Genomic DNA, 20,055 nt, shown 5'->3' with positions numbered 1-20,055 from the left:
GTCTTGAACTACAGTCAACTTGAAACTTTCGTCATACCTAGCCATGAAAATACCCCAAAGGTTGGATTTGCGTCCAACTTTTGGGGTGCAGTTCAGATGCAGGGCCTTGTGTTTTTTCAGGCGATAGCGCAGCTATCAGAAATCGTAACTGGCAGAGAGCACGAAGGTACGCGGGCTACCCAGCACCAGATAGTTTTCATCCGGATAACCGCCCACCGAGGACCAGTAATTCTTGTCGGTCAGGTTCTCAACCCGGCTGCGCAGTGTCAGCGTGTGATCGTTGCCCATATTGATGGTGTAACGCGCCCCCACATCGAAACGGGTCCACGAGGGGATCTGCGCCGTGTTATCAGCATTTACATATTGGGCGCTGGTATAGATGGTGCGCCCTTCCAGCGTCAGACCCGGTACAAACGGGGTGTCCCACTCGACGTTGAGGTTAGCCATCACATCCGGCACACCGATGCCGGTATTACCATCCTGCGCTCCATTTTCGGTTTTGGTCAGCTCGGCATCAATCAAGGTCACCCCACCGATCACCTTGACCTGCTCAAGGGGCTTGCCAAAGGCGGTCAGCTCAATACCGCGGTTACGCTGCTCACCGTTGTCGGTATAAATGGTGCCGCTGATCATATAGCTTGGTTTAGTGATCTGAAACGCACTTATACCTGCACCATATTGTCCATTATCATATTTCGCGCCGACCTCCATCTGCTTCGAACGAAAAGGCTCAAATACAGTGCCTGCATTAGTAATCGTTTTACCATTTTTCCAGCTAGGCGCAGGGTCCGTAGCAACTAATGACTCGGCGTAATTGGCATAGTACGAAACATCCATTCTAGGCTGGTACACAACACCACCAAATGGAGTGAGCTTGCTACGATCATTACTACTGGTCTCATTACCCGTATTGTAATCGTATGCATGTGTTACTAGACGTTGCCCTCTAGCGCCTAACGTGATTTTCAGCTCATCATCGATCATCGATGCCGTGTCAGCCAGAGCGACGCTACTGTTTACATTCCGAATTGTTTCTTTAGGATCATCAAGTTTTCCTCCCGCCGTCAAACCCGTTTCTGCAGCACTTTGAGATACTTGGTATGGATTATCTAAAGACCCAAACGTGAATGTGTTTGCATATTCGTAAGCATTCTTAGAGCGTAATTGGTAGGCAGAACCGGAAAGGACTACCGTATGGCCCACATTTCCAGTGGCAAACTCATGCCGCAGTCCTGTATCAGCAGACAGAACATTTTCTTCACGTACATTCTCGAACAGATAAGCACTCACATTGCCATTGGCATCAACGGTCGGGTTAGCCAGCAGGTTATGCTCTTTACCATTGCGGGCACCGCCCGCCAGCCAGACGCTGGTCTGCTTGGTCAGATCGTATTCACCACGCACCACACCAAACAGCTGCTTCTCGTCGGTGTAGGTCCAATCTTGGGCATAGTTGCTTGAAGAGTCTGGTGCGGTAGGAGCAAATGCGGCTGAATTCGTATCAATAGTCACGCTCGGGCGCGGCGAATCAATATGGTGATCCTGATAGCCGGCATCGGCCGACATACGGAAGCGATCCCCTTGATGATCAAAACCCACGGCGATCACACCAAGCTTGTTCTTTTCATCATCAACCACGCCATCGCCACCACGGCCAACGAGGTTAACCCGGATGCCGTTGGCATCGTTCTCGCCAAAACGGCGGCTGGTATCAAGAGCCGCATAGCCCTCACCACCGCTTTGAGTCCCGACCGTGGCACGGGTCAGCGGCTCACTGCCGGCCCGCTTGGGCACCAGGTTGACCGAGCCGCCGATGGCGCTACCGCCTACTGCGGCACCGTTTAAGAAGGTATTGGCGCCGCGCAGCACTTCGACCCGCTCGAGCATTTCGGCAGCCACAAACTGGCGCGGCAAAATGCCGTACACCCCGTTCAGGGTCATATCGTCAGAATAAACCGGGAAGCCGCGGATCATATACAACTCCTGGAAGTTGCCAAAACCGGTGGCGACCCGCACGGTTGGATCGTTTTGCAGTACGTCGGCCACACTTTGGGCCTGCTGATCGGCAATCAGCTCAGAGGTATAGCTGGTGCTGGAAAACGGCGTTTCCATAAAGTCCATGTTCCCCAGCATGCCGGCGCGGCTGGTGCGGGCAACCTGATCCCCTTCGTAGGCATCACCCAGGTCAACCTGAGAGCCCATCACGGTGATCACTTCCGACTTGCCGCTTTGGGCCTCACTCTGCTCATCGGTGCTCTCAGCCGCCACGGCCACCGAGCCCATCCCTACCGAAAGGGCGGTCAACACCCCCAGTCCGACGTTGGACAAACGCAACGATCTCATTGTTGTACCTACTTTTTTAATTGTGAAAATCAATACGAGCCACTCGCAATAATCGCGGATGGTATTGGTAATGAGGATGGTTTGCAATACGAAAAGCATCGGTAAAGAGTGTTAATGATGAAAAACACATAATGCGGAACCGGCTGGAGCCGACGGGGCATCAGACCCGAAAACAGCGTGTTACGAAGAGCAAGGCTGCGTACTGGCGTGTCTCTTGGCAGGCGCCGCCAACAAGTACGATGTCATCAGGGATAATGACGATCAGCCCCGAACCAGAGGTCATCACGGTGTGAGAGATTGGCGAGCCGTCACGCGGCCACGGGCTCAGCGCCACCTCCCCTTGTTCCACGGCACAAAAAAACGTGTGGTTACAGCTCGGTGATAATGTGTTGCTGTCAATAACGCCGGTTAAGCTACGCTGCTCAATTAATCACCACATTCTCGATTTTTGCCTGAACTTAAGTTGAATCAGCTCTCACTTTTTAATAAAACATTGTTCCAATGGATTTCATAATTGAAAAATTTCTCTTATAAATCATCAGCCTAACTATATTTAAACAATTAATTAATCTGTCATTACTGCTTGCTCGTGAAATTAATCAGGAGTAGCATTCATTTCAGGTCAGGACACAAACGCGACAGTCTGTGACTGACCAGCGCACTGTGCGCATCAACAAAATAACGAGCGTCAATAACGCACAAATCAGCTTGCATTGCGGACACCTGTCCGACTATTTCGAAGAGCATGACACCCCTCTTCGTGGTCGGCTTGCAGCAGTCCTGGCCATCTCTGGCAGCACCGCGGCCAGAGAACGCTGCGAACCGGTAACGAACGTGATACTCCCTTCACCAGTCTGGTGAAACGCGAAATAGCGACCCCTTTTTTGTGGGTCCGGCCAACTGCACCCTGCGTTTGAGCGCAGCACCAGACCAGGTGAGCCAGCCACCCAAAGTCGGCACCCTCCACCTGAACACGCTTAAGGCCCCGAATACGGGAGCCTCGCAGCCGTTTTGACCCCGGTTAAAACCCCCGCCCCCCGGAAATGACCCATTCCGTGCGGTAGCCATGCCTTTTTCACCCGGCATGACGACCAAAAAGCCCGGAGATGACACATCCGTGCGGTAGCTATGCCTTGAGCGCACACCTTTTTAATTTGGTTATTGCAAGGACGTTTACCATGCCACATTCACAATCTGTCAATATCGAGGAGTTTTACGATCACGTTCCCTTTCGCGGTGAGCTGATCGACACCGTCCGCGATACCTTTCAGCAGCAAGCCGATGCCCTGCAAACATTGGCTAACGACTTTAATCGCGCCCAATACAAGCTGGCGCTGGCCCTGATGTTCCAGTGCAAGGGCCATGTGATCATCTGCGGTATGGGCAAATCGGGTCATGTGGGACGCAAGATGGCCGCCACCCTGGCATCCACCGGCACACCCAGCTTCTTTGTGCATCCGGCTGAAGCCTTTCACGGCGATCTAGGCATGATCACCGGTAACGATGTGGTGGTGCTGATCTCCAACAGCGGTGAGACCGACGAGATCCTAAAGCTAATCCCCTCGCTGCAGCACTTTGGCAACCGCATCATCGCCATCACCGGCCGCAGTGACTCGACCCTGGGCAAAAATGCCGATGCCGTGCTCGAGATCCGTATGCAGGCAGAAAGCTGCCCCAACAATCTGGCTCCCACCACCTCAACCACTCTAACGCTGGCAATTGGTGATGCGCTGGCCTGCGCCTTGATGCGCAAGCGCCACTTTATGCCCAACGACTTTGCCCGCTTTCATCCGGGTGGCAGCCTGGGGCGCCGCCTGCTGACCCGGGTGCGCGATGTGATGAGTCGCACCATGACCAGAGTCACCCCGAGTCAACCGCTTAAAGAGGTGATCGTTGCCATGACCCGTGGTCTGCACGGGATGGCGTTGGTGATGGAGGGCGAACGCCTGCTTGGCATCATTACCGACGGCGATCTGCGCCGCGCCATGATGCGCAGCGACTTTGATATCAACAGCTGCCACGCCGTGCTGCTGATGTCGCACCATCCGGTCACCATCGCGTCCCACGTCATGTTAAGTCAGGCTGAAGAGCTGATGCGTGAGCGGCAGGTCAAGCAACTGGTCGTGCTGGATGACAAGGATCGCCCGGTCGGGATTCTGGATTTCTATCAATGACAGTACTCAATCCCGTCCACACCCCGCGCAGTTCGCTGGCGGTGCTGGGCGATGTCACCTTTGGCCTCTTGATGCGCGAGCTCAAGACCCGCTTTGGCAACTACCGCATGGGTTACGCCTGGGCGCTGCTCGATCCGTTGATCGCCATCTCGGTATTTTGCGTGCTGTTTGGCATTCGCCAGCGCAGCGGTTTTGGTGGCGTAGAGGCGCCGGTATTTGTAGCAGCCGGCTATCTGCCGTTTCTGATGTTTCAAAACACGACCAACCGGCTCAAATCAGCGGTCTCGGCCAATCGCGGGCTGTTTTGCTATCGCCAGGTCACCCCGTTTGCCACCCTGTTTGCCCGCTTTCTGCTCGAAGCCATGGTGGGCCTGCTGGTCGCGCTGGTATTGATTGCCGCCCTTTGCTGGTGCGGCTTTCAGGCCTTGCCCCACGACCCCCTTGAGGTGCTCGGCGGTTATACCCTGCTGATGCTGTTCTCGTTTGCCCTTGGCACCCTGTTTTGTGTGCTCTGTGGCCTGTTTGCCGAGGCCGACAAGCTCATCAGTATCCTGATGCGCCCCATGCTGTGGATCTCGGCGGTGTTCTTTCCGCTGGCCGCCGTGCCCGAAAGCTACCAGCATCTGCTGCTGTGGAACCCGGTGGTGCATGCTCTTGAGCTGATCCGCTGCGGCTGGATTGCCGGCTTTATCAGCCCCAAAGTCAGCCTGGCCTATCTGGCTGGCAGCACCCTCGTCACCCTGACTGTGGCCATGAGCAGCTATCGCCTGACTTATCGCCGCCTGATAGCAAGCTAACCCCATGATTGAGCTCAATAACGTCAGCAAATCTTACTCCACCCGCTTTGGCCTGCATCATGTGCTACGCGATGTCAGCCTCACCTTACCGGGCAATCGCAATATCGCCATTTTGGGCAGCAATGGCGCCGGCAAATCCACCCTACTGCGCCTGCTCGGCGGCATGGATATGCCCAGTCGTGGCCACGTCAAGCGCCACGGCCGGGTCTCCTGGCCGTTGGCCCTGACGGGCGGGTTTCAGGGCAGCATGAGCGGGCGGGAAAATGTGCGCTTTGTCTGTCGCATCCACGGCCAGCGCGATACCCGCGCCACCGAGGAGTGGGTCAAGGCGTTTTCCGAAATCGGTCAGCATTTTGAGCTACCGATAAAAAGCTACTCCAGCGGGATGCGATCCAAGTTTTCATTTGCCGTCAGCATGGCCTTTGATTTTGACACGTACTTGATTGACGAGATCACCGCCGTCGGCGATGCGCGCTTTAAGCGCAAATGCGCCGAGGTGTTTGAGCAAAAACAGCAGAGCGCCAACCTGATTATGGTGTCGCACGATATGGGCACTCTGCACCGGCAGTGCCAGATGGCCATTTTGCTCGATCAAGGGAGTCTCACTCTGTTTGATGATATGGACGCGGCGATCAAACGCTACCAGAGCCTCTAGCCCTCGCCATCGCGCTGACATCCCCCTCTCCCCCTTTAGCCATACCCACAAGGCTCACAAGACATATCACAAGGAAACTGCATGTCTGCATCAACCCTGCTGGCGCCGCTCACCCGCAAGCTGCGCAAGCTAAAACGCGATCCCAAGCTCTTTGTGGTGGACTCCAAAAGCTTTCAGGCCGCCCACCACTCCTGGAAACGCACGCTGCGCCTTGGCAGCTTTTTATGGGTGCTCGGCTGCTTTGCAATTGCCTGTGTCTATTACGGCGTCGTCGCCAGTGATCGCTATGTCAGCCGCGCCAGTCTGATTATCAAGCAGGCCGACCAGCTTAAAGCCATGCCCGATGCGCTTTCCATGTTGGGGCTCGGTGGCAGTAACCATCAGGATGTGCTGGTGATCCAGTCTTACCTCACCTCATGGGACATGCTGTCACTGCTGGATAAAGAGCTGGCCCTTAAAGCCCATTTTCAAAGCAACAAAGCCGATATGCTGTCGCGCCTGAAAAGCGATGCCAGCCGCGAAGAATTTCTCGATTACTACCGCGACCACCTGACCCTGCGGCTCGATGATCTCTCCGGTGAACTCACTATCGAGTTGCAGGCCTTTGACCCCGACTATGCCCAGCAGGTGGTGGCGCTGATGCTTAAAGAGAGCGAGGGCTTTATCAACCGTCTGAGCCATCAGGTGGCGGCCGATCAACTGCAATTTGTCGAGCGCGAAGTGGCGCAGGCCCATCAGCGGCTGATGAACGAGCAGGCCAAACTGCTCGCCTTTCAAAACCAGCACCATCTGGCCAGCCCCGAGGCGACCGCCGGCGCCATGCAGAACGTCGTATCGGAACTCGAAGCCGATTTAGTGCGCCAGCAGGCCGAGCTCAAACGGCTGCAACTCTATATGCAGCCCACTGCCCCGGATGTGGTCGAGGTGCGCGATCGCATCACGGCGCTGACCCAGCAGCTAAATCAGGAAAAGCTGCGCCTGGCCGGTGATGAAAAGCAGTCGATGAACGAGGTCACCGCCGAATACCAATCGGTACAGGTGCAGGCCCAGCTTGCCACCGATGTCTACAAGACTGGGCTGGTCAGCCTGGAGCAGGCCCGCGTCGAAGCCTATCGCAAACTCAAGCATCTGCTGGTGGTCAGTCACCCCACCCTTTCGCAAGAGGCCGAATACCCGCGCCGTCTCTATAACCTCGCCACCATCGGCGTGCTGCTCTGCCTCTGCTATGGCCTGCTGATTATGGGTCTGGCCACCTTGCGCGAACATCAGGATTAATCAGGAGTTTTTCAAGTGACACCACGTTTTACCCCGCTCGCGCTGGCACTCGCCCTGCTGCCGCTGCACCTCAGTGCGCTCGAAGTGGCGCAAGACGCCGCTCCGGTCAACAAGATGGTGACCGATACCCAGACCCGCGATCAGGTGTTTGGCAACTGGATGTTTGGCGGCGAGTTTGCCCGCCAGTCGTTTAACGGCTTTAACCCCGACTACCGCCTGACCATTGGCGATCGGGTGCAGGTGCAGATCTGGGGCGGCGTCGAGTTTAACCAGAGCCTCACCATCGATCAGCAGGGCAATATCTTTCTGCCCAAGGTCGGCCCCATCAAGGTGGCCGGCACCCGCAATGACCAGCTCAACAGCACCCTGGCGCAGGCACTCGGTCAGGTCTACCAGCAGAACGTCAGCATCTATGCCAGCCTTGATGTCAGCCAGCCGGTCAAGGTGTTTGTCACCGGCTTTGTCAAGCAACCGGGTCTCTATGCCGGCCAATCAGGGGACTCGATCCTCTATTTTCTCGACAAGGCCGGCGGCATCTTGCCAGAGCGCGGCAGTTATCTCGATGTGACGCTCAAGCGTGGCGGCAAGGCACTCAAACACTACAACCTCTATCAGTTCCTGCTCTCGGGCACCCTGCTGCCGACCCAGCTGCGCGATGGCGATGTGGTGGTGGTCTCGCCGCTGCGCTATCAGGCCACGGTGCGCGGCAAGGTGGCCAATGCCAACAAGTTTGAAAGCACCACCCCCCATGTGCCGCTCTCTGAACTGCTCGCCATGGCCCGCCCCGACCCGGACGCCACCCATGTGCGGGTCAGCCGCAACCAGGGTGACAGCATCCATATCGACAGCTTTGCCCTGACCGACAGCAGCAAGCTTGCCCGCACCATGGTCAGCAGCGGCGATACGGTCGAGGTGATTGCCGATAAACGCTACGCCTCGATTGCGGTGCGGGTCGAAGGGGAACATCAAAGCGATCAAGAGATTGTGCTTAATTACGGCGCGCGGCTTGGCGATATTTTAAACGGCCTGCGCCTGACCCCGGATGCCGATATCTCGGCCATCCAGCTTTATCGCAAATCAGTCAAATTGCGGCAAAAAGAGATGCTCAACTCCTCACTGCAAGCACTTGAGGCCAGCATTCTCACCGCCCGCTCCTCGTCCGAGGGGGAAGCGAGTTTGCGTAAAAACGAAGCGGATCTGCTGATGCAGTGGGTGGCCCGCGCCAAGGATATTCAACCCAACGGCCAGGTGGTGCTCGCCAATGCGCCGAATATGGAAGATATCCGCCTTGAACCCGATGACGTAATTCGCATTCCGCGCAAAACCAATCTGGTGATGGTGCACGGCGATGTGCTATTCCCCAACGCCATCTTGATCGATCAGCGCCGCACCGTGGCCGACTATATCGAACTTGCCGGCGGCTTTACTCAAAAGGCCAGCAACTCACGGATATTACTGCTGCACCGCGACGGCACCTTTAGCCAGGTCGAGAAGGGCGAGCTGAACGATAAGGAGATAAAGGTTAAACCAGGCGACGAGATCTTTGTTTTGCCGCAGGTCGAAACCAAATCCCTGCAAATTACCAAAGATTTTACCAGCGTGCTGTACCAAATCGCGGTCTCGGCTGGAGTGTTGGTGGCGCTCTAGAGTTAAATTTCACAAAAGTAGATTAACACATCTTACAAGGCGCAATCGAACACCCCCCCCAAAAAAAATAAGCCACACCTTTATTAACAGCCACTCCTCAGCATAAAATCTGGATATACGCCAAATAAACACATTAAGCAACAGGGTTTAAAATGAAGAGATTTCTGGATAGAGAAAAAAACATATTAATAACTGACACAGACTATATCCATGGAAGCTTAACCGCTGAGGGAAATAATTTTATAGATAAAACAAGAATAACAGGTAGTGTTAGGCTTGGTTTTTTTTCATATATTGGCCGCTATAGTGAGGTGAACAATTCCACTATAGGAAGATATTGCTCCATTGCACCGAGAGTAATAATTGGAGCTCCAGAACACCCCACTGAAGAATTCAGCAGCCATCTAATCACATATTCAGACAAAGGACCATTTGGTTACATTAAAGATTTAAGCAAATGGTTTTGCGGAAGTTCCTTTGATGATAAGAAGACCACAACCATTGGCAATGATGTTTGGATCGGTGACTCTGCATTTATTAAAAGAGGCATTACTATAGGTGATGGTGCAATAATAGGTGCAAGAGCAATAATAACAAAAGATGTTGCGCCTTACAGTATCGTAACATCAGACAACAACAGAATAATAAGAAATAGATTCACAAGCCACGAAACAATTGCAAAAATAGAAAAAAGCAAATGGTGGGAATATGATCTCAGTGAGATTTCAGGTGTTCTGATGGAGGCAAAAAGCCCAGACACCAGAATAAAAACCATTTTAAACAACATCAAACACTTAAGAAAATTAGATATTAAAGAAACAAGAGTGTCCAAAGATAGAACAACAGGTAGCATAGAGCAACACTAGCATTTAAATAATGCACATCAAGAGACTAAAACAACATAACCAAAACACAAGCGGTATTTATATGAAAAAGATTTTCGTGTGCGCTGATTTTTTGATGACTAAACTAGAAACACAAGAGTACCATTTAAAATGGGTTGATGACTTGCTGAAGAGACCAATTCTTTGGGCTGTAGGGCAAGAGATTACTAAATTCTCCGAGAACACATCTAAATTCCGTAGGAATAAATTTTTCTCTCTTAGTGACACCAAAAACATCTCAGAAGAAACCCATTATTGGTATAATGAAAACAATATAAATGCTAAATCCATAGCATATTTAAAAAGTCATTTTTCTCAATGTAATCTAGTAATAGGCTACGAATTAAGCTATCAAACACGAGCTATTTTAAGTCGTGCAGGAATAAAATATATTGATATGTGGCTTCATCCGATTAGGTTTATGGATGACAATCTTTACTCATTTGATTCAAATTCTATTGATATTAGACACAAACTTTTCTCATTCAACCTTAGTGATAAACAGTATTTTTTATCCGCCGACAGATTTAAGATATCAAATTATCGAGGTTGGAATAAAAAAGAAAATGAATATGACGCAAAACTTATAGACAACTCAGCATTATTTATTGGTCAAACATTGACAGATAAGGCTGTCTGCCAGAATGGCAAGATGTTAAATATACTTGATTTTAAAGATAACTTTAAAAAGGCATGTTTGGAATACGCACACGTATATTATAGCCGCCACCCAATGCTTAGAGGGGATGATTCATCGATAGTTAACTACATTAATAGTTATGACAATGCCTCAATTATCGAAATCCCTAGTTATTATTTGCTATGCTCAACAAAGATAAAGAAAGTTTTCTCTATCTCATCCTCAGTTGTGACTGAAGCAAAGTTCTTCGATAAAGAAACAGAGTATTTATTCCAACCAGTTGTGAGCATAGGAACAATTGAGGACAAAAATGCTTATTCATCAGTCTTCGGTGAATTTGTTAGTCCGCATTTTTGGTCAGAAGTTTTATCCAACCTTTACACACCTTTATCATCAGAAAAAATACAATTCTTCAATCCAGGAACAAAGATACGTGACATGTTAGGCTTGTACTATAACAGCCACACGTTTGACCGCGTCGACATGTTATTTAAAGGAGGAGTGCACACTAAAGAAGAAAGCAACAAGAAAAAGAATAATAGCGAGAATCTGTTGTCCCCCAACAAGATACTCTTTAGTAAATTTACTACAGCTGTTGAAAGTGCAGAAGTTATTTCTTTTGATGTTTTTGACACTTTAATAGAAAGACCGGTTTCAAAACCATCCGCAGTTTTTGATTTGATGAGTGGACATGTATCAAAAATCACATCAGGAAAGATAAAAGATTTTAAAGAAGCAAGAATTCACGCTAAGAATCATGTATTGAGAAAAGATGAATTTGAAGAAATCACTCTTTCTCAAAGATATGATGAAATAAAAAAATGTTTTCTCTCAGCGAACAAGAATCGAGTTCCGCACATGACTACGAGCTAGCTACAGAATATGGATTATCCAGACGAAAAGAATTTGGCTGGGAGATGTTCAAATACGCAAAGAACAATGGAAAAAGAATAATCATAATTTCAGACACATTTTTTACAAGGGATTTTGTAGAGTCTTTACTTTTAAAAAGCGGATATTCAGGCTATAGCTCAATATATATCTCATCAGAAATTGGCCGTCTAAAGGAATCTGGTTCCATTTATCCTGAAGTATTAACAAGAGAGAATATTGAGGCCCGAAAGATGCTCCATGTCGGAGATAACAAAATAGCTGATATTGAGCAAGCAAAAAAACATGGCATATCAACATTTTATGTCCCAACAACACATGAATTCGCAAAAAAAATAACCAAAACGATAAAGTCGTCAACTTTTTCCAATAAGATGGTAGAGTCCTTTGTTCATGGTCTGCAATCTAGGAATCTAGCTAGATACCCTATGATCTCGATTGAGCACGGATACACATCCGGGTCAGTCAGCAAGCTTGGCTATTCTATTTTCGGCCCCATGTTTTTTGGTTTTGCTAAGAGCATAATTGATCAATCAATACAAAAAAAACATAAAAAAATATATTTCTTGGCTAGAGATGGAGAAATAGTAAAAAAATCATACGACATTCTAAGAAGGTATTATCCAGAAGCACCAGAGTCGGAGTATTTACTTGCGTCCAGGAGAGCTATAAATATTGCAAGCCTTATGGATGAAAAAGACACTGAACTATTTATCAAAAATGCAATTTTTGACATAAACAAAAATCCATCACCTTGCCTATTTAGTGAATTCATAAGGAGCAGGTTTGGATTAAAAACTTCGGAGCTGACTAATTTTGAGTTACTACTCAAAATCAAAGACGAAAGCATAAATGACATTAATATAAACACCATAGAGAAAATTTTACTTACCCAAGATTTCATTAAAACTGTCACTGAAAATGCAAAACAAGAGAGAGCTCCTTTATTAGAATACTTTGACTCCGTTGGACTTAACAGCAAGTGTGATAGTGTAGCATTTGTAGATATCGGGCATAATGGAACTATGCAAAAGGGCCTTTCCACTCTTTTGGGACTAAAATCGACACATGGATATTATTTCGCAACCTATAGCGGAATTACAAAAAACCTAGACCACAGCAAAGGCCATACTTATACGGGCTTTTTTAGAAATCTACTTGAGCCATCAAAAAAAGATGATGTATATATTTATAATGCACTAGTTTTTGAAAGTGCTTTCTTAAATGACAAAGGGAGTTTTGTTAAATTCAAAAAGAATGGTAAGACATCCGAGCCAGAATACCTTGACATCGATAAAGAGGAAGGCAGAATAAAATTCTCAAGAGTTCTCCATGCAGAGATAGAACGTTTTGTAGACGATTTTTCAAAATGCATGGGACATCAACTAAGATCTATTTTCATTAATCCTGATGAGTGGTGTGCCCCTATAGAACACTATCTATCACAACCAAGCTATCGTGATTCTTTATGTTTTAGTGGCGTAACAATAGAAAATTACTTTAGTGGTCGAGCGGTTAGATATATCGTGCCGACAAAAGCGACATTAGAACAGCCTGGCCTATGGAAAAACGGAACTACTGAGTTTAAAAAGAAACATCACAAACCGGATCCTAGCAATATAAAAAACACGCAAGGTAATATACAAAAAACTCAAATAAGACATAGCTTTGACTTAATAGCAAAAAGATTACTTGACCGCAAAAAATACAACAAACTCATAAACAACCCTGTTTTATTCTTCGATGAAAGCAAGCACCACCTAGCCAAGTTAATAAAACACATAGCACTTTCTCAAGAAAGCTATCACAAAAAAACATCGCGTCGTTAGACTATAGTCTCATATACACCTGGTTATTTATTTTAGTGATATATTCTACATCATATGGCAAATCATATAAATTCATAAATCATATTATTTATAACACCAACAAGCCACCATCTCACTATGATTGAAATGAACTCACTAAAAATGCCAAAGGTAAATATCCTTCAGTTAGCACATTTCAATAAAATGCCCCCCCCCACAAAAGGGATCAAATTTTCTAGAGCCACCTTTAAATGAGGTAATTTTGATAATGTTTATCATCTCAGGCCCCTGTGTCATTGAATCCGAACAACTGGTTATGGATATTGCTGGTCATCTTAAAGAGATCACCAACAAGCTGGGAATAGAATATATTTTTAAATCCAGTTTTGATAAAGCCAATCGCAGCTCAACTGGCAGTTTCCGTGGCCCAGGCATGGAACGTGGGCTGCAAATTTTGCAGAAAGTGAAAGAGACCTATGGGTTGCGGGTATTAACCGATGTGCATGAAGATACCCCGGTCGAAGAGGTTGCCTCGGTGGTCGACATGCTGCAAACCCCGGCCTTTCTGGTGCGCCAGACCAACTTTATCCAGCGGGTGGCCCGCTGCGGCAAGCCGGTCAATATCAAAAAGGGGCAATTCCAGGCACCGTGGGATATGCAGCAAGTGGTCAATAAATGCCATGAAGTGGGCAACCACGATATCTGGCTATGCGATCGCGGCACCTCGTTTGGCTATAACACCCTGATCACCGATATGCGCGGGTTGCCCATTATGCGCCGCACGGGTTGTAAGGTGATCTTTGATGCGACGCACTCGGTACAACAACCGGGCGGTCAGGGCGCCACCAGTGGCGGCCAGCGCGAATTTGTCCCTGTGCTGGCTCGCGCTGCGGTGGCTGTTGGGGTTGATGGTCTGTTTATGGAAACGCACCCTAATCCGGAAAAGGCCCTCAGCGACGGCCCCAATATGATTCCCCTCTCTCGCATGCAAGAGATGCTGACCGTATTGTGTGAGCTAGATGCAGTGACCCAGCGCCACCGTTTTCTGGAAGACACCCTTCGCTAAGCTCCCCCATCGCTACTGCGCGAAGATCATTACCTTAATCACTCAGGCAGGCTGCCCTGCCGCTTGCCTTATTTCAGCACGAAGATATGAACTACAACATTGTGATTCCGGCTCGCTTTGGCTCGAGCCGTTTACCGGGCAAACCGCTGGCCCTGATTGGCGAGCATCCCATGATCTGGCACGTTTGGCAGCGCGCCTGCGAAACCGGCATTGCTCCCGACCATATCTGGATTGCCACCGATGACGAGCGGGTGGCTCAGGTTGCGCGAGCGTTTGGCGCCCAGGTCGCCATGACGCGCCATGATCACGCATCAGGCAGCGACCGCTTGGCCGAAGTAGCCGAGCAACAGGGTTGGGGTGACGACACCATTGTCGTCAATGTGCAAGGTGATGAACCTCTGCTTCCTGCAACGCTGATCGAGTTGGCGGCTTACACCTTGGCGAGCCACCCACAATGCGGTATTGCCACGCTGGCCTGCCAACTGGGGGATTACCAGCAGGTGATCGCGCCCCAGTGCGTCAAGGTGGTGACCAATCAGGCCGGCCATGCGCTCTATTTTTCCCGCGCCCCCATCCCGTGGGATCGGGAGCAATTTTCATCCCCCTCCCCCACGCTGGTCGGCACACACTGGCTGCGCCATATTGGCCTGTACGCCTATCGGGTGGGCACCTTGCAACAGATGGCAAACCTGCCTAAAGCGCCTATTGAAGAGCTGGAGAGTCTGGAACAACTGAGGGCACTTTGGCATGGCATCGGGATTGCGGTTGCCACTGTGGCCGATGCCCCGCCGCATGGGGTGGACACACAGGACGATCTGGATGCGCTGCGCGCCCTGTTCAGATCGTCACATCACTGATAAACCGGGCCACTCGCGCCCGGTTTTGTGCGTTTACAGAACGCAAATGCTGCATGGGGTCTGACTTGGGTCGATGTGTTCCCATCCGCCAATAGCATGGCCACTGGCTCGCTGAAACAAAGGCTCCCATTCACTGATTTCCTGTGTTGGGTTTCGCTGCGCTCTACCCAACCTACGTCGCGGCTGATACCGAGGCCGGCATGACCGGCCATCTCCCTTCCACTCTGATTTGAGACTCCCGCCTGCGGCACTTTTGCTACGGGCCCTTTGCCATGACTCTTTACACCCAATCTCGCGGTATTTTGCGCCGCCAATGCCAGATTGAGCCAGCGCTGGCCATGCCGTTGGCGCGGCTCGATGCCCACACTCCACTGACCGATGGTGATGTGCTGATCACCTGGGGCAACAAGCCCAGTGGTCAGGCGCTCTGTGCCTATGCCGCCAAACACGACTTGCCGCTGTGGCGACTCGAAGACAGCTTTATCGGCTATGCCGGTCATCCGGCCGGTGGCGGCCTGCCGCTTGGTCTGGTGTGGGACGATCAGGGCATCTATTACGACGCGCGCCGCCCCAGCCGGTTAGAGCAGCTGATCGCCGCCCCCATTTCGGCTACCGACACGGCGCGCACCGAGGCGCTGCTTGCGCGCATTCGCGCGCTTGGCATCACCAAATACAACACAGATCGCCATCAGGAAGCCCCCTTTATCCTGCCCGCCGTGCTGGCGGCGCGCCTAGGTCTGAGCGAGCACCTGCCAGACCGTGATAAGCGGTCATTTACAGCAGCGGGCGGCGAGCCGCCCACCGTGTCAGAGAGCGACGAGCAATCACTCACGCCAGAGGGCGGCACACAGCCGCTGATCTTGCTGGTCGATCAGGTGGCGGGAGATGGCTCGATTGAAGGGGCGCTGGCAAGCGAGATGAGCTTTGTCGCCATGGTCAAGGCGGCGCGCGAGCGCCATCCGGGGGCACGTCTGCTGCTGCGCACCCATCCCGATACCCGCTTTGGCAAAAAGCGCGGCGTGCTGGCTCGCCGCGAACTGCCGGATGTGGAGGTGATAAGCGAAGCCTGCCATCCCCATGCGCTGATCCGGGCGGTGGCGGCGGTCTATACCGTCTCCTCCCAGTTAGGCTTTGAAGCGCTGCTGCTCGGTAAACCGGTCTACTGCTTTGGCCTGCCGTTTTACGCCGGCTGGGGCTTAACCACCGATGCGCTGACAACGCCGCGCCGCCAACCGGTGACGCTGACGCAACTGGCCCATGCTGCGCTGATCGCCTATCCGCGCTACGTCAATCCGGTTCTCGGCACCGCCTGTGAGGTAGAAGAGATCGTCGATTTGCTGGCCAGGCAGCAGCACCCGGCGCCGCGCTGGCAGCGCCTCTATCTGGTCGGATTTTCGTTGTGGAAGCGCGCCTTTATGCGCGAGTTCTGTCAGCCGCTGGCCCGCGATATCCGCTTTGTGCGCCGCCCGCCCGCAACCTTAAAAGATGGGGAGCAGCTGCTGGTGTGGGGCAGCAAATGGCCGGATGTGCCGGCGATCCGGGCGGAAGATGGCTTTATCCGCTCGCGGGGGCTGGGATCGGATCTCTGCCGCCCGTCGTCGCTCTGTCTCGACCCGGTCGGCATCTACTTTGATAGCCGCTCCCCAAGCCGCCTTGAGCAGATCTTGAACCATGACCACTTGAGTGAAGCGGCGCTTCGGCGCGGCACCACCCTGATTGCCCGGCTGCGCGAGCGGCCGGTCAGCAAATATAACCTGGCAGGTCAGACCCGCTGGCAGCCGCCGGTGACCAATCGCCCGCTGGTGCTGGTGGTGGGGCAGGTGGAGGGGGACGCATCGCTACTGACCGGCAGCCCGCAGATCACCGGTAATGCCATGCTGCTGGCCGCCGTGCGCCGTCACTGCCCCGAGGCGCACATTCTGTTCAAGCCGCACCCGGATGTGGTGGCTGGCAACCGGCCGGGGGGCGTCGATGACACTGTGCTCGGCCACTGCGTCGATACCCTGGTCACTGACGTGTCGCTCGCCGCGCTCTATCCCCATCTGCGTGAGCTGCACACCATGACCTCACTCAGCGGCTTCGAGGCGCTGGTGCAGGGAGTGCCGGTGGTGACCTGGGGTCAGCCCTTCTATGCCGGCTGGGGATTGACCGATGATCGCTGCCCACCGCCGCGCCGTGAGCGCCCGCTGACGCTGGCGGCACTGGTCTATGGGGCGCTGGTTGCCTACCCCGACTATATCGACTGGCAGACCCGCCTTCGCATCACCCCGGAACAATTGATGACCCTGATAGCCCGCGAGCAGGGCGCCACTCACAGCGGCAGTGCGCTGCACCGCTGGCGGCGCAAGCTCGGCTATCTGCTACAAACCCTGCTGCCGACGCTGTGGCAGCGTCTGGAGTCTTCCCGATGAACATCATGCTGTTGCAAGGACCGCTCGGCCCGTTTTTCCATACCCTCGCCCACGTGCTGACCCAAGCCGGACACTCGATCTGGCAGGTCTGCTTTAATGCCGGTGATGAGCTGGCGCTGGGCGCGGCGCATCCCCTGCGCTTTCATGGTGAGATGTCTGCGTGGGGCGGCGCCTTGCGCCACTGGCTGCAGCAGCAGCGCATTGATGCGGTGATCTGCTATGGCGATTGCCGCGCCTATCACCGGATTGCCGGCGAGATCTGCCGCCAGCGCGCCATCCCGTTCTGGGCGCTGGAAGAGGGTTATTTGCGCCCGGACTACATCACGCTGGAGCAAGGCGGCGTCAACGCATTCAGTCCGCACTATCCAAGCCGCGACAAGCTGGCCAACACCCGCTGGAGCGCGCCGTTTGCCGCGCCGCTTCGCACCGGCAATACCTTTGCCCTGCGTGCCCAAAGCGGCTGCGCCTATTACCTGCGTAAAGCCCTGGGTGTGCGGCGCTATCCGCACTATCAGAGCCACCGCCCCTGGAGCATTGGCCAAGAGGCCTTTGGCTGGGTGCGCGGCGGCCTGCGTAAGCTGGTCTATCGAGAGCGTGATCGGCAACTGATGAAGGAACTTGCCCGCTACCGGGGCGCGCTGTTTCTGGCGCCACTGCAGGTGAGCGAAGACTTCCAGCTACGCACCCACTCAGCGCTGGCAGGCATGGAGGAGTTTATTAGCAAGGTGCTGCGCTCGTTCGCCCGCCACGCCCGCGACGGGGACCGCCTGCTGTTTAAACACCATCCGATGGATCGCGGCCATGTCACCTATCGCCCCCTGATTGAGCGGCTGGCGTGGGAGCTGGGACTCTCGGATCGGGTTTATTACGGCATTGAGCTGCCACTGCCAGCACTTTATCCCCTGCTTAAAGGGGTGGTGACAGTCAACAGCACAGTCGGGCTCTCGGCATTGCTGCACAAGGTGCCCACCTATTGTCTGGGGCGCGCACTGTACGATATTGAAGGGCTCACCAGCCAGGGCACACTGGCACAGTTCTGGCGCGAGCCAAGCCCGGTCTGCCCCAAGCGTTTCGAGCGGCTGCGACTGTCACTGCTGCATCTGACCCAGCTCAATGGCAGCTTTTACCAGCATCTTGAGGCCACCGCCGACGCCGTGGCCGCCCGCATCACTGGCGAAGTCGCTGCGTCTGCGCTGCCGCAGCCGGTTGAAGTGGCGTAAAAGTGAGTGAAAAAAAAAGCGCGGAGTGGGAAGAACCCGTCCGCGCATCAACAAAAAGAAACAAAGACTAACTGGCCAAACTTCGTTTTCTCTTAGAACGCCCAACGCAACGCAAAGGTGGTGACGGCCACATGGCGATGGCCGGCCGCCCAAGAGACCTTGGGGGCATACCCCACTTCCAGCGAGAGGTGATCGTAGCCGAGCACCAGCATCGGCATGGCTGCAAAGCCGTTAATGCCTGAGCCATTGAGATAACCCGCCTGCACCCCGCCCCCCAGTTGCACACCCTGATAGATATCCCAGGTTTTCATATAGACGGCGCCACCGTAATAGGCAGTCTCGTTATAGGAGTCGTCATAGGCACCGGCACGCAGCGACAGACGGCCCCAATCCGGCGAGTTATAAAAACCCCAGTCAATCGCGCCGCCCGGATTGAAGTTCTCCAGATCGCACGTCTTGTGCTTGCGACCCTTCCCCTCTTCACAGTTGCTGTGAATCGATACCCCATGCAGTACCACCGACAAATCTTCCACAGCCTGCACCTGGCCGGCACCCAATACACACCCCAGAGAGACTAACAAGGCTACTGGCTTCATGGTCACGCTCCCAATCCATTCGAGTCATTCGCCAACACGCGGCAAACAAAGTGAGACAGCGCAGCTTGAGCCTGCGTAACAGTGCATGCACAAACATCAAACCACGATTAATTTATGGTTAGTATAATGATGACAAAAATATAAACAGGTTAAAATTCACAAACTTGTGACCTGAACGTGACTTTTAAGCTGCATTTGAGACAGGGGGATAAGCGCTTCATAGGCAAGGCTGGGCTGGGTGATCTCGGTATTTGGCGATAAAGAAATAAGAGGCTGATAAGTTCTACACAAGCCCAAGCAACGTCAGGCCGGGACCGAGTTGCCTGTGGCAAGTCACAGCCCAGTCTGGCGATGCTTGTTTCCTATATCCCGTCCGCAAAGCAAAAAGCCCTGAGGACTTCCTCAGGGCTTCAATATGTTGGCGGGGTGGCAGCCGCGCCAGCGGCTGGAGGCGGAGGACGCCAGTCCGACTTCCTCACGCCGTCCAGCGATGCCAATATTCCAAATGCAAAAAGGCCTTCCCGTTTGGGAAGGCCTTCTCTATTCAGTGGCGGAGCGGACGGGACTCGAACCCGCGACCCCCGGCGTGACAGGCCGGTATTCTAACCGACTGAACTACCGCTCCGCATTCGGTTAGCTTCTCGCTAATTTCTCTGTCCACTCTCGTAGACCAATTACGCTTGCACGTAATCGCTTATTAGGTGCCTGGCAGTGTCCTACTCTCACATGGCATCTGCCACACTACCATCGGCGCTACGGCGTTTCACTTCTGTGTTCGGCAAGGATACAGG

General features: G+C 52.5%; 13 protein-coding genes, 1 tRNA gene and 1 pseudogene. 12 read left to right on the top strand and 3 right to left on the bottom strand.

Annotated features, from left to right (window positions below):
* Positions 1-135: 135 nt before the first annotated feature.
* The gene (locus BW958_RS19795; protein ID WP_218641789.1) at positions 136-2,430 is read right to left on the bottom strand and encodes a TonB-dependent receptor; all 2,295 of its coding nucleotides are present in this window, start codon (positions 2,428-2,430) and stop codon (positions 136-138) included.
* A gap of 1,091 nt (positions 2,431-3,521) precedes the next feature.
* On the opposite strand from BW958_RS19795, the gene BW958_RS19790 reads away from it, so the two are divergent.
* The 12 genes and pseudogenes from BW958_RS19790 (at position 3,522) to BW958_RS19735 (ending at position 18,668) form a co-directional block, all read left to right on the top strand.
* Positions 3,522-4,517, top strand: coding sequence for a KpsF/GutQ family sugar-phosphate isomerase (locus tag BW958_RS19790; protein ID WP_083687421.1), 996 nt, complete (start codon positions 3,522-3,524; stop codon positions 4,515-4,517).
* Entirely contained in the window at positions 4,514-5,314 is an 801-nt protein-coding gene (locus tag BW958_RS19785) for an ABC transporter permease (RefSeq protein WP_076577628.1), read from the top strand. Before BW958_RS19790 ends, BW958_RS19785 begins: the two co-directional genes overlap by 4 nt.
* Positions 5,315-5,318: 4 nt before the next feature.
* Positions 5,319-5,969 carry an ABC transporter ATP-binding protein gene (locus tag BW958_RS19780; protein WP_076577627.1) on the top strand — a complete coding sequence of 217 codons (651 nt, stop codon included), beginning with the start codon at positions 5,319-5,321 and terminating at the stop codon, positions 5,967-5,969.
* 81 nt (positions 5,970-6,050) lie between these two features.
* Positions 6,051-7,244 carry a KpsE/RkpR family capsule polysaccharide export protein gene (locus tag BW958_RS19775; RefSeq protein ID WP_076577626.1) on the top strand — a complete coding sequence of 398 codons (1,194 nt, stop codon included), beginning with the start codon at positions 6,051-6,053 and terminating at the stop codon, positions 7,242-7,244.
* A gap of 114 nt (positions 7,245-7,358) precedes the next feature.
* Positions 7,359-8,891, top strand: a complete 1,533-nt coding sequence (locus BW958_RS19770; RefSeq protein ID WP_143233164.1) for a polysaccharide biosynthesis/export family protein — start codon at positions 7,359-7,361, stop codon at positions 8,889-8,891.
* Positions 8,892-9,385: 494 nt separating this feature from the next.
* Positions 9,386-9,515: pseudogene (locus BW958_RS20825) on the top strand (DapH/DapD/GlmU-related protein); the annotation flags it as partial.
* 336 nt (positions 9,516-9,851) lie between these two features.
* Positions 9,852-11,288, top strand: coding sequence for a polysialyltransferase family glycosyltransferase (locus BW958_RS19760; protein WP_143233163.1), 1,437 nt, complete (start codon positions 9,852-9,854; stop codon positions 11,286-11,288).
* On the top strand, positions 11,237-13,135 hold the full coding sequence (locus tag BW958_RS19755) for an HAD-IA family hydrolase (protein ID WP_076577622.1): 1,899 nt from the start codon (positions 11,237-11,239) through the stop codon (positions 13,133-13,135). Before BW958_RS19760 ends, BW958_RS19755 begins: the two co-directional genes overlap by 52 nt.
* A gap of 247 nt (positions 13,136-13,382) precedes the next feature.
* Positions 13,383-14,180 (top strand): 3-deoxy-8-phosphooctulonate synthase, encoded by a 798-nt coding sequence (gene kdsA / locus BW958_RS19750; protein ID WP_076577621.1) that lies wholly within the window; start codon positions 13,383-13,385, stop codon positions 14,178-14,180.
* An 86-nt stretch (positions 14,181-14,266) separates the two neighbouring features.
* A complete protein-coding gene (gene kdsB, locus BW958_RS19745) occupies positions 14,267-15,037 on the top strand; it encodes a 3-deoxy-manno-octulosonate cytidylyltransferase (protein ID WP_076577620.1) in 771 nt (256 codons plus the stop codon).
* Between the two features lie 272 nt (positions 15,038-15,309).
* Positions 15,310-17,448 (top strand): capsular polysaccharide biosynthesis protein, encoded by a 2,139-nt coding sequence (locus BW958_RS19740; protein WP_076577619.1) that lies wholly within the window; start codon positions 15,310-15,312, stop codon positions 17,446-17,448.
* On the top strand, positions 17,445-18,668 hold the full coding sequence (locus tag BW958_RS19735) for a capsule biosynthesis protein (RefSeq protein WP_076577618.1): 1,224 nt from the start codon (positions 17,445-17,447) through the stop codon (positions 18,666-18,668). Before BW958_RS19740 ends, BW958_RS19735 begins: the two co-directional genes overlap by 4 nt.
* 92 nt (positions 18,669-18,760) lie before the next feature.
* On the opposite strand, the gene BW958_RS19730 is transcribed toward BW958_RS19735, so the two are convergent.
* Entirely contained in the window at positions 18,761-19,264 is a 504-nt protein-coding gene (locus BW958_RS19730) for a hypothetical protein (RefSeq protein ID WP_076577617.1), read from the bottom strand.
* 548 nt (positions 19,265-19,812) lie between these two features.
* Positions 19,813-19,889: transfer RNA gene (locus tag BW958_RS19725), tRNA-Asp, on the bottom strand.
* Between the last annotated feature and the right edge of the window lie 166 nt (positions 19,890-20,055).

The sequence above is a fragment of the Aeromonas sp. RU39B genome, from assembly GCF_900156095.1.
In the GTDB taxonomy this organism is placed as follows: Bacteria; Pseudomonadota; Gammaproteobacteria; order Enterobacterales; family Aeromonadaceae; genus Aeromonas.
This window is presented reverse-complemented; position numbering and strand designations above follow the sequence as displayed.

Bases quoted from the DNA above. Each gene is read 5' to 3' on its own strand.
- BW958_RS19730 (WP_076577617.1), bottom strand. From the start codon at position 19,264: ATGAAGCCAGTAGCCTTGTTAGTCTCTCTGGGGTGTGTATTGGGTGCC.
- BW958_RS19735 (WP_076577618.1), top strand. From the start codon at position 17,445: ATGAACATCATGCTGTTGCAAGGACCGCTCGGCCCGTTTTTCCATACC.
- BW958_RS19740 (WP_076577619.1), top strand. From the start codon at position 15,310: ATGACTCTTTACACCCAATCTCGCGGTATTTTGCGCCGCCAATGCCAG.
- BW958_RS19755 (WP_076577622.1), top strand. From the start codon at position 11,237: ATGTTTTCTCTCAGCGAACAAGAATCGAGTTCCGCACATGACTACGAG.
- BW958_RS19780 (WP_076577627.1), top strand. From the start codon at position 5,319: ATGATTGAGCTCAATAACGTCAGCAAATCTTACTCCACCCGCTTTGGC.
- kdsA (WP_076577621.1), top strand. From the start codon at position 13,383: ATGTTTATCATCTCAGGCCCCTGTGTCATTGAATCCGAACAACTGGTT.
- BW958_RS19790 (WP_083687421.1), top strand. From the start codon at position 3,522: ATGCCACATTCACAATCTGTCAATATCGAGGAGTTTTACGATCACGTT.
- kdsB (WP_076577620.1), top strand. From the start codon at position 14,267: ATGAACTACAACATTGTGATTCCGGCTCGCTTTGGCTCGAGCCGTTTA.
- BW958_RS19770 (WP_143233164.1), top strand. From the start codon at position 7,359: ATGGTGACCGATACCCAGACCCGCGATCAGGTGTTTGGCAACTGGATG.
- BW958_RS19785 (WP_076577628.1), top strand. From the start codon at position 4,514: ATGACAGTACTCAATCCCGTCCACACCCCGCGCAGTTCGCTGGCGGTG.
- BW958_RS19775 (WP_076577626.1), top strand. From the start codon at position 6,051: ATGTCTGCATCAACCCTGCTGGCGCCGCTCACCCGCAAGCTGCGCAAG.
- BW958_RS19760 (WP_143233163.1), top strand. From the start codon at position 9,852: ATGACTAAACTAGAAACACAAGAGTACCATTTAAAATGGGTTGATGAC.